Below are 642 nucleotides of genomic sequence, written 5' to 3'. Positions count from 1 at the left end.
AACATTTCTAGAGGGAGGGAGAGAAGATGAAAAGCATCCGTTGGTTAATGATTGTCCCATTTATCGGCATGCTCGGCGGCGTTCCTTTTGTGAATCAAGTGACTCCGTACGTGTTTGGCATGCCGTTGCTTCTCTTTTGGCTGGTCGCTTGGGTGATCGCCACTTCGGTTATCATGGCCATCGTGTATCGTTTTGACCCTGCGGTGAAGGAGGATGAGCAGACATGAACTCGGCCTTAGTGATGATTTTTGCTTTCTTGTTGCTGTCTCTTTATCTAGGGGTGCAGGCGCGAAAAGGAAAAGACATGAATTTGGAGCAATGGACCGTCGGTGGCCGCGGGTTCGGAACGATTTTTGTGTTTCTCTTGATGGCCGGCGAGATTTATACAACGTTTACCTTCCTTGGTGGGAGCGGTTGGGCCTATGGAAAAGGGGGGCCGACGTTTTACATCATTGCCTACGGCTGCCTGGCCTATGTGTTATCGTATTGGATGCTTCCCCCGAGTTCGACAGTTTTGAGGTCATTTTAGGCAAATGGAAATGACCAAAATGCTGTTATATCAAGGGTTTCGTGATGCGGATCCTAGGAAAAAATACCGAATTTCATAGGCACACGATTTATTAATTTTTTCTTTTAAAAATA

1 protein-coding gene and 1 pseudogene are annotated in these 642 nt (G+C 46.6%); both read left to right on the top strand.

What is annotated here, in order from left to right; translation table 11 throughout:
* Positions 1-26 precede the first annotated feature (26 nt).
* On the top strand, positions 27-227 hold the full coding sequence (locus VU18_RS14175; protein ID WP_011232711.1) for a DUF3311 domain-containing protein: 201 nt from the start codon (positions 27-29) through the stop codon (positions 225-227).
* Positions 224-499: pseudogene (locus tag VU18_RS14170) on the top strand (sodium:solute symporter family protein); the annotation flags it as partial. The gene VU18_RS14175 and the pseudogene VU18_RS14170, both read left to right, overlap by 4 nt.
* Positions 500-642: the final 143 nt, after the last annotated feature.

The sequence above is a fragment of the Geobacillus sp. ZGt-1 genome (assembly GCF_001026865.1).
GTDB classification, from domain to species: Bacteria; Bacillota; Bacilli; order Bacillales; family Anoxybacillaceae; genus Geobacillus; species Geobacillus thermoleovorans.
This window is presented reverse-complemented; position numbering and strand designations above follow the sequence as displayed.

Bases quoted from the DNA above. Each gene is read 5' to 3' on its own strand.
- VU18_RS14175 (WP_011232711.1), top strand. From the start codon at position 27: ATGAAAAGCATCCGTTGGTTAATGATTGTCCCATTTATCGGCATGCTC.